This is a genomic window from Fluviicola sp. (assembly GCF_030151805.1).
Lineage (GTDB): Bacteria > Bacteroidota > Bacteroidia > Flavobacteriales_D > Crocinitomicaceae > Fluviicola.
The window spans coordinates 1-8,719 of the sequence record NZ_JASLCN010000297.1 but is presented as its reverse complement, the minus strand read 5'-3'; the positions used below and the strand labels follow the sequence as shown (position 1 = coordinate 8,719).

The 8,719-nt window shown below is 39.0% G+C and carries 8 protein-coding genes; 2 read left to right on the top strand and 6 right to left on the bottom strand.

Annotation, left to right across the window (positions count from 1 at the left end):
* Positions 1–753: OmpA family protein (locus tag Q1V93_RS11460; protein WP_300664817.1), on the top strand; the 753-nt coding region annotated here is incomplete at its 5' end.
* Here the strand turns inward: Q1V93_RS11460 and Q1V93_RS11455 are convergent.
* The 3 genes from Q1V93_RS11455 to folK all read right to left on the bottom strand — a co-directional run bounded on the left by Q1V93_RS11455 (position 750) and on the right by folK (position 3,852).
* Positions 750–1,415, bottom strand: a complete 666-nt coding sequence (locus Q1V93_RS11455) for a hypothetical protein (protein WP_300664815.1) — start codon at positions 1,413–1,415, stop codon at positions 750–752. The genes Q1V93_RS11460 and Q1V93_RS11455 overlap by 4 nt on opposite strands.
* 119 nt (positions 1,416–1,534) lie before the next feature.
* Positions 1,535–3,235 carry a hypothetical protein gene (locus tag Q1V93_RS11450; protein ID WP_300664813.1) on the bottom strand — a complete coding sequence of 567 codons (1,701 nt, stop codon included), beginning with the start codon at positions 3,233–3,235 and terminating at the stop codon, positions 1,535–1,537.
* Between the two features lie 80 nt (positions 3,236–3,315).
* The gene (gene folK, locus Q1V93_RS11445; protein WP_300664811.1) at positions 3,316–3,852 is read right to left on the bottom strand and encodes a 2-amino-4-hydroxy-6-hydroxymethyldihydropteridine diphosphokinase; all 537 of its coding nucleotides are present in this window, start codon (positions 3,850–3,852) and stop codon (positions 3,316–3,318) included.
* Positions 3,853–3,953: 101 nt separating this feature from the next.
* Here folK and sppA point away from each other — a divergent pair, with 101 nt between their 5' ends.
* Complete coding sequence (sppA, locus tag Q1V93_RS11440; protein WP_300664809.1) at positions 3,954–5,729, top strand: signal peptide peptidase SppA; 1,776 nt, start codon at positions 3,954–3,956, stop codon at positions 5,727–5,729.
* A 321-nt stretch (positions 5,730–6,050) separates the two neighbouring features.
* On the opposite strand, the gene Q1V93_RS11435 is transcribed toward sppA, so the two are convergent.
* From Q1V93_RS11435 to Q1V93_RS11425, 3 genes are all read right to left on the bottom strand, one after another.
* Positions 6,051–7,379 carry a tyrosine-type recombinase/integrase gene (locus Q1V93_RS11435; protein ID WP_300664807.1) on the bottom strand — a complete coding sequence of 443 codons (1,329 nt, stop codon included), beginning with the start codon at positions 7,377–7,379 and terminating at the stop codon, positions 6,051–6,053.
* 255 nt (positions 7,380–7,634) lie between these two features.
* A complete protein-coding gene (locus Q1V93_RS11430) occupies positions 7,635–7,820 on the bottom strand; it encodes a helix-turn-helix domain-containing protein (protein ID WP_300664805.1) in 186 nt (61 codons plus the stop codon).
* The gene (locus Q1V93_RS11425) at positions 7,817–8,530 is read right to left on the bottom strand and encodes a hypothetical protein (RefSeq protein WP_300664804.1); all 714 of its coding nucleotides are present in this window, start codon (positions 8,528–8,530) and stop codon (positions 7,817–7,819) included. The genes Q1V93_RS11430 and Q1V93_RS11425 overlap by 4 nt, the downstream gene beginning before the upstream one ends.
* Between the last annotated feature and the right edge of the window lie 189 nt (positions 8,531–8,719).

Sequence of the window (8,719 nt, the reverse complement as noted above, 5' to 3'; positions counted from 1 at the left end):
AAGGACGGGCAAAAACCGGATCAGGGAAGTATTATTTATTTTGACTTTGGAAAAGAACCCGTAACACGTGAAGAGATGACTGCCAAAGAAGGCTATGTTGTCCGCCAGTTGAAAGTTGAATCAAAAGGAAATGGAGTTAAAGCAAAACAATCAACGATTCTGAAGAAGAAAGACGTTTACGGCAACCGTTGGTGTACGTTGGATTTCGATTTGACGTTGGTAGATTCTACCGGATATTTGCAGGGGAAATTTTACAGCCTGGAATGCCGGGGTGTTTCCGGAAAAGTGGTGTGCTTTAAAGTCAGTGAAACGGTTTCGAGAGAGAAAACGATGATCGAACTTCAATCCTGGAGGCCGATTTTTGCGGAGGACTTGAAAAACGGAAGAAAATCAAAAGAGGTGAGGGATGCTGAGCGCAAGAACTTTCATTTCGAACCGATTTATTTTGATTACGACAAAGCAGAGATCCGACCGGAATACAGCTCGTTTCTGAACCGGATTGTATACGTAATTAATAGTCATTCCGATTTACGTGTACGTGTAACCGGACATACAGATGCAGATGGTTCTGATCAATACAACGACGGACTTTCCGAGCGAAGAGCGCAGGCAATCATTGATTTTTTTGTCAAAGCAGGCTTAAAACGCGATCGCATTGTCATAGATTTCAAAGGGGAAAAAGTTCCCGTTGGGGATAATCACTCGTCTGCAGGAAAGCAATTGAACAGGCGGGTTGATTTCGAATTTATTTAATGCCCGGAGTATTTATCAATAATATCGTCACTGTTCAATCCGCTTATTTCGTTTTGCGCTTTGACCAGGTTGTTTATTCTCGGTTGTAAAAACCAAACCCCGATGGGTAAGAACCACACCAGGAAAAAGTCTCCTGTAAAATCTGAGAAAGTCACGTGTCGTTGAAGCTCGGCTGCACGGATCGTTTTTGCAACAAAGTAAAACGTGTGAAATAAGCAGAACATACAAAACAGGTGTAAAAAGAAAAACACAATTCCCAAAGAAGCAAATTTGATGATCATGCCCGGGTTCGGACCGTGGTCGAAATTTCCGATATCCCCAATGATGGGGGCAATAAATAGCGGAATGCAACAGAGATAAAAGATCGGAAGGATGATAAACGTCTTGATTCTCCCTAAGGGTAATTTGACGATATCACGGGGAACCAATTTACTCAGTTGGGTGGCGACATTCCACAGCCACGCAAATTGAACAAAGGAGGAAGCTGCTATAATAAATGGCATGAAGTAAAAAATCCAGGCTATTTCTTCCGGTTTTTGGGGATTTCTGCTAACCAGCACTACTGCGATAATGATACTGAAAATGATCATCACAATAAATGGAATGACCATCAGGGAGACAAAGATTTGCCAGTGTTTTGCACGTAAAAAGATGGAGTTCATAGCGTCATAGTGTTGTTTGTCAGAACCGAATATAAACAAAAACCCCGACGATAAACGTCGGGGTTCCAAATTTTTGTATTGTCAGCTGTGCTGACTTTTATCAAAAGCGATGCTTTTTCTTATTTGATGAATGCCATAGAAGCATCTTCAGCATACTTCAAGAACTCACGGTCTTTAGCAGCTTTCGTTTTCCAGGCAGCATCTTTACCGATTGCATTTTTCAAGTTGCTAACCAGGTCAGTCAATTTACTTTGACGAGCAGCAGCAATTGCTTTCAGGTAATATCCTTGTCCGGATTCTTTGTCATTAGAATCGTCGATCGTTTTAACAGCCGCAGCTGCATCACCGTTCAACAATTGAGCCAATGCCTTGTTGAAAGAAGCTTTTCCACCGAATGCGCTAACCGCCTCAGCGTATTTTCCGTTTTGGATAGCGATGATTCCTTTGTTGTAGCTTACTTCGTCACCAGCACCACCAGCTTGTCCGAATAAATCAGCAGCTTTCTTACGGTCTCCGCTTACTCCTGCAACAGCACCTAAGTTGTTTTTAGAGATTGCGTTATCTTTCAATCCGTTTGCTTTCTCGAACTGAGATTTAGCTTCAGCTACTTTACCCTGGTTGTACAATACAACACCAACGTTGTTTGCAGCACGGTAATCAGATGGATCTTTTTTCTCAGCTTCTTTGTACAAACGTAATTTCTCATTCAAATCGTCAGTCAAAGTTGCTGTAAACAACAACTCTTCCAAAGTCAATTTTTGAGGATCAGAAGCAGAAACCGCTTTCAATTCTTCGTCAGAATATCCTGTTAGGTCATAAACTACACTGATTTCAGCACGACGCAACAATGGGAAGATTGTTTTATCCAACTCTGTAAATGATTTACCTAAGTTTCTCATTTCAGTTTCACGTTGATTCGGATCAGCGTACATTTGAAGTACACGTAAGATCAAATCTTTATCTTCTTGTTTGATGGTTGTGTTTTTACCCAACTGAACTTTGAATCCGTCAAAATCCTCCCCACGACCAGACAGGTTGTAAATCTCACCTGAAGCTTTGTCGTTTTTAGATTTTTTCGCAACATCAATAGTAGCTGTTTTCGCTGAACCAGCACGGTCAGAAGACAATGTTTCGTTCTTCGCAACCTCACCTTCAGGAGAAGCATAACCAGTAATGTTGATTGACTTGATGTTGATTTTCGGGTTTGATTGAGCAGCAGCTAACCAAGTTCCTAAATCTACGATATCCACATCTTTCAATTCAGTCTTACGAACATCATATTTTGCTTTCAAGTAGTTGATTTGAGCAAAAGTTGACTTCTCGTTCACACGTTTGAACTCGTCTTTCGCATAAATACACTTGAAATCTTTATTAACCAGGTATGGAGTGATGATAGTACCTTTCGCGATTTCTTTATTCTCGAATTTACCAACTTTCTCTTTACCTCCTTTGAATACTTTTCCAGTTACGATTAACTCAGTGTTTTCAAACTCAGGCTTGTAAGGAATAACATCTGTGTAAGTCATTGTTCCACCTGGCTTGTACTGAATCACAGTACCATTTGCTGTTGCTTTCTCTCCCTGAACCGTTACAGTTTTCAACTTTGTTCCTGCTAGTTCCGGAGTGATTTCAGCATACGCCTTCTTCTTGATTCCTTTCTCTGGGAATTTAACGTCAACTTTTACACGTACACTGTCAGCGTGCATCTCAAGAGGGCTTGGAGTTACTGTGTAATCCAGATCCTTTAAAAGATCACAACTTGAAACAAGCGAACCAGTTACAGCGATAAAAGCTAATCCTTTGATACTTTGCTTTTTCATATTCAATTGTTAGTTACTACCTTAATAAAATTCCTTGCAATAATAATCATTTTTTTTAACCTATGAAGATTAATCCGTATTTATTCATTGACAAGTGGCGGATTATGAACGACGAATGGATTTTCTGACTTTTCGAATTTGTTTTTTAGTTCCCCGAAATCGTGCCCGAGCGAACGGAAGAAAAAATTTCCGGTCAGCTCAAACATAGGAGTTGTTACAAACTGTCTTTCAGTGATATACGGGTGTGGAACTTGCAAATCTGACTGCTTGATTTGCAGGTCTTTAAATAAGAGGATATCCAGATCAATGATTCGGGATTCGTAACGCTGCTGAGAACTTCTTTCCCTTCCCATTTTTTTTTCCACAAATTGGAGGGCTTTTAAACAATCCTGTGGTTCCAGCTCCGTAGTGCATTCGAAAACGGTATTCAGGAACCATTCTTCCGCTTCAAAGCCCCAGGGCGGCGTTTCATAAACAGAAGCTGTGCGTAAAACGTGGATCTGCTTTGCATTCAACTCGTTAATTGCTTGCTGAATATGTGCCATTTTATCGCCGATATTGGTGCCAACACCAATGTAAATGAACTTGTTAAAATCGTTTTTTGTGCGATTTACCATTTAAACCAATTTTTATCCTTTTGATGGGGTAAAGATAACTTACATCATTAAAGCTCAAATCACTTTTTTTTTGGATGTATATTTGTTTCAAAGTTATATCTATGTCTACAGTTAAAGTTTCTTTTTGGCGCATCTTTTGGCCTTCATTGGTTGCTTCCATGATTTTGTCCGTTTTCGGATGGATCTTCTGGTTGATTATTTTCGGTTCTATGCTTGGCGGGGAGCCGGATGTCAGGGACACGAGTGTCTTGCACATGACTCTTACCGGAGAAATAGGGGAAAGGAGTTCTGCCACTTTGAATGCTCCGAGTTTTTCAATGGATAAGAAAATTGGTTTGGCCGATATTCTTACCGGGTTGGAAAAAGCAAAAGAGGACAAACAAGTGAAGGGAATTTACCTGGAATTGGGGAATGTTCAATGTGGTTACGGAACAGCAATGGAAATTCGCAGTGCCTTGAAAGATTTCAAGAAATCCGGGAAGTTTCTGATTGCCTACCTGAATGGTGAAGTCATTACTCAAAAACAATACTATATCAGTTCTGTTTCGGATGAAGTTTATGGTTTCTCTACTTCCGCAATGGAATTTATTGGTCTTGGCGGAGAATTGATGTTCTTCAAAAATACCTTCGATAAATTGGGAATTGAAATGCAGGTGATCCGTGGTTCAAACAACGATTTCAAGAGCGCGGTAGAGCCGTATTTCAGAACGGATATGAGTGATTCCAGTCGTTTGCAGACTGAACGTTACATGGCCTCAATCTGGGAAGATGTGCGGAATCAGATTGCCGCGGATCGCAAGATCAGTGCTGCGGATTTGAATGCGATTGCGGAAAACGCAAAAATCCAGCGTGTAGATGATGCTGTTAAGTTGAAATTGATTGATGCTGCAAAATACCGCGACGAAGTAGAAGCGATTGTCCTGAAAAAATCCAAATTGAAAGATTTGAAAGATATCATGACTTTCGAAGAATATGCTTCAGATGGATTTAAAAACAAGCAGCTGGCTTTTGATATGGGAACTACTGCCAATGTGGCGGTAATCGTTGGTGAAGGTGCTATTACGGTGAACGGAGACGAAATGACTTCTGAAAAAATCTGCAAGTATTTCAGAGAAGTGCGCAATGACGATAAAATCAAAGTAGTTGTTTTCCGAGTGAACAGTCCGGGAGGAAGTGCTTTGGCATCTGAAGAGATCTGGAGAGAAGTTTCCCTGACCACGAAAAAAAAGAAGGTCATTGTTTCCATGGGAGATGTTGCCGCATCGGGGGGGTATTATGTTGCAACTCCTGCAACGACCATTTTTGCAGAGCCTACAACAATCACCGGTTCAATCGGCGTGTTTGGTGTGATTCCTTACACCGGAGGATTTATGGAGAATAAGCTTGGTTTGACGTTTGACCGTGTTCAGACAAACAAACACAGCGTTTTGTCTACAAACAGAAAATTGACACCGGAAGAAATGGGATTGATCCAGGCGGAAGTCAATCAGATTTACGCACAGTTTAAAAAACGTGTCGCTGACGGAAGAGGGTTAACAACGAATCAGGTGCAGACAATAGCACGTGGTCGTGTTTGGACCGGAGCAGATGCAATCAAAATTGGTTTGGTTGATAAAATGGGGGGATTGAACGATGCATTGACTTTTGCGATCAAAGAGGCGAAAGTGAAAGATGCAAAAGTGAGATATTATCCGAAAGTGAAAGAAGATCCGTTTGAAGCAATTCTGGAACAGCTTTCAAAAGACGACCGTGAATCATTGAAAATAAAGCAGCAGGCAGTTCCGAAAGTAATTGATGATTTGACAAAACGATTGATGAAACTGGAATCTTATTCCGGAATTCAAATGAGAATGCCGTTTGAGATTGATTTGCACTAAATTAAGAATTGAAAACAGAGCATGGGGAATTTAGAAGGATGATATCCGGATTGATTCCCCTTTTTCATTGAATATAAAATAAGCAAAAAATAATTAACCACCCTTCTAGGATTGTAACCCTCCTTTATCAAGTTTTATTAAATCGCTTAAAAGTACTATAAATACTGGGGATAGTAGCGAAAAATGGTTTTTGATGCAATTGAATGAGATTTAATGAAACTAGATGCTACAATAACAAATTCTTACCGAATTTCTTACCGACAGGGTATAAAAAATCCCCGGAGATTTCTCCTCCAGGGCTACACTTTTATTTACTAAGGTTTAAACTAATTTAAAGGGGAAGTAGTCAGAATTCTCAGAAGTGATTCTTGGTAGTTGATTATAGAACATCGCAGCATTCTCAAGTAAGGTCATTTTGTTATATGCGAAAATGATATTCTTATCCTGAAGTTTATGACCTGTAATTTTTGTGAGAATAGGAAGCGGTATAAAATTTATCAGATTTGTGATAAAGGAACGTCGTCCAGTATGAGAAGAAATAAATTCATGCAATTTCTTTTTTACGCTTTTCCTTTTTCCATTTGAATCTGTATGATAAGTTGTCACTTCTTCGTCTAACTTACTTCGCATTGCCAGTTCTCTCAAATATGAATTCAATTTATGCAAAGCCACTTTTCGAGGTGGTTTTCCTTTATTCTTATCAAATATCCGTTGCAAAGGCTTTAAAATCGGACAAATAATTTCCGTTTCAGTTTTCTGAGTGGTGTATCTTGCATAGTTAAAGCTTGTTCCTTTGGATGAATATTTCTTATCAGGCTGTATTTTGTATACGTCTGAAACGCGGCACCCTGTAAAAAGAAGAATCATAAAAATGTATTTCGCATTAGAAAGTCTATCTTCTTTCGGGTTAAAATCAATAATCTTTTGGATTTGCTCCATATTCAGATAAACTGCATCTGCATTTTCAGACTGTACTTTATCTCGGTTAGAAAGCTGAGTTCCTGGTTCAAAAACATCAATCTTAAAGAATCGTGAAATCTCATGTAGTACTGATTTGAAAATTTTCTGAAGTGTCCAGACGGCATTAATTCTATTTACTTTTGAGCGAATGAAATCTATAATTTCAAGATACAAATCTTCATCGAGATTATTTGACATAACTGGTATCCCTTTTTGTTTCTCGAATTCTTCCAGTTTATTAGCAAAGTTTCTGTAATTGCTTTTTGTTCCCTTTGTTATCCGCTCACTCGTATCAATATGATTCCAAATAAAATCAGATATTTTGATTCGTTCGACTTCAACGACTTTTTCCTTACCTCTTAACTTCTCTTCTAACTCATCTTTAAAATCGCGATAAAAAACTTTTCCTTTCAATGAAAGATATTGATAAACTTGTTTGATGATTGTGGTAATTTCATAAAGTCTATTTCTATCCTCTGGATTCAATGGCTTTTTATTTACTGGATCCCATTCATTCGGAAATAGTTTAATTCCAGTCGGCATTATCAAAGGTTTGTATTTATACTTTCGGGTTAATAAGTCCATTTCTTTGTAACCAAAGTTTATATTGACAATAACCGGCTTCTTAGTAGACTTTTCATTCTTCAGTTGATAATTGATTTTCAACTTAGATATTTCATTTATTTTCATGACTTGGTGATTTCTGATTGCATGTAATTCAATATGTATAAGCGTGAAAAACGCACACGTCTTTCGTTGATTCGGATAGGTTTAATCTTGCTTTTAACGATCAGCTTTTGGTACTGATCTAAAAGTTTGACTTCCATGACAATTGATTTAGGATTATTTGATGTTATGATGAATCCCGTATGGGTTGATTTTGTTAAATAATTCTATGATAAGATGCTGTTTGACTCGACTATTCCAGGAGTATTTAAACTTTGTTTATCCAACCGCCTGAAGCGCTTGTATGACTTCATGCTGCTTGTAATAAATTCTTCCTCCCAAGGAGTATGCTTTTAGCAATCCTTCTTTGGTCCATTTGCGGAGTGTGGGTGAAGTAATCTGCAAAAATGCTACAACTTGTTTACAGGTAAGCAATACAACTGCTTTTGATTTCTTTGCTTTCATGACGGTATTTGTTGTTGAATGAATTCACGAACCGGGGCAACCAACTTTGGATTTTGTGCAAGTGTCAGCGCAATTCCTAAAACAGCTTCGAAATCCACTTCACCAAGCTCCTTTTTGTAATGTGCAAACACATTAACCAATTCGGATGTATCTAGTCCATTAATCGTTGCTGAATCAGGAACCGGTTGTTCATTTCGTTCCTGATGATCCTTTGTGTTCAAAACGCCATCCAAAAGGTTGGTTTTACTCAAACTGCTGATCAAACCTGCAACTTGTCCGGAAGTATCATGCTCTTTCGCTTCAAGAGCCTTCCGCAATTGTTTGATGGTTCTTTTCTGTCTTTTTACTTTACTTCTCAATTCGGACATTTCCATTCCCTGGGCATAATCCCGTTTGGTTCGGGCTATCAATGCATCCACTTGTATTTGAGTGTAGCCTCCTTTTTCGGTTTCTGATTCTCTTAGAATAAAGGCATACTTATCTGCCACACGCGATGAACCTTTGTAAATCCAAACGCTTAGTTCTTGTGTCCATTCTCCCAAACACGCTTCGTAGCTATAAAACACGTCCGTATTATTGGTTCTGGGTACTACTGTCAGATGGTCCAGGCGAATTTCATAATCTCGACTGTTTCCTTGTTTCTGTAAAAAACATAACTGCTCGTAAAGACGTTGGATGATTTCGGTGTTGTAAGGCTGTTTTCTTTCCATGATTCAACGATTAGAAAAGAGACATATCCGGTAGTTCATCGTCCCACTTATTCCGGTCCGATTCATCCGAAGAAAATACCCGTTCTTTATGAACGACTTCCGGGTTATCCTGGATCGGTTCATTCCAGGTTCTGGAGTAAGACGATTTGTTTTTCCCCTTGTTATCTAATGGAGGAGAATCAAATTCTG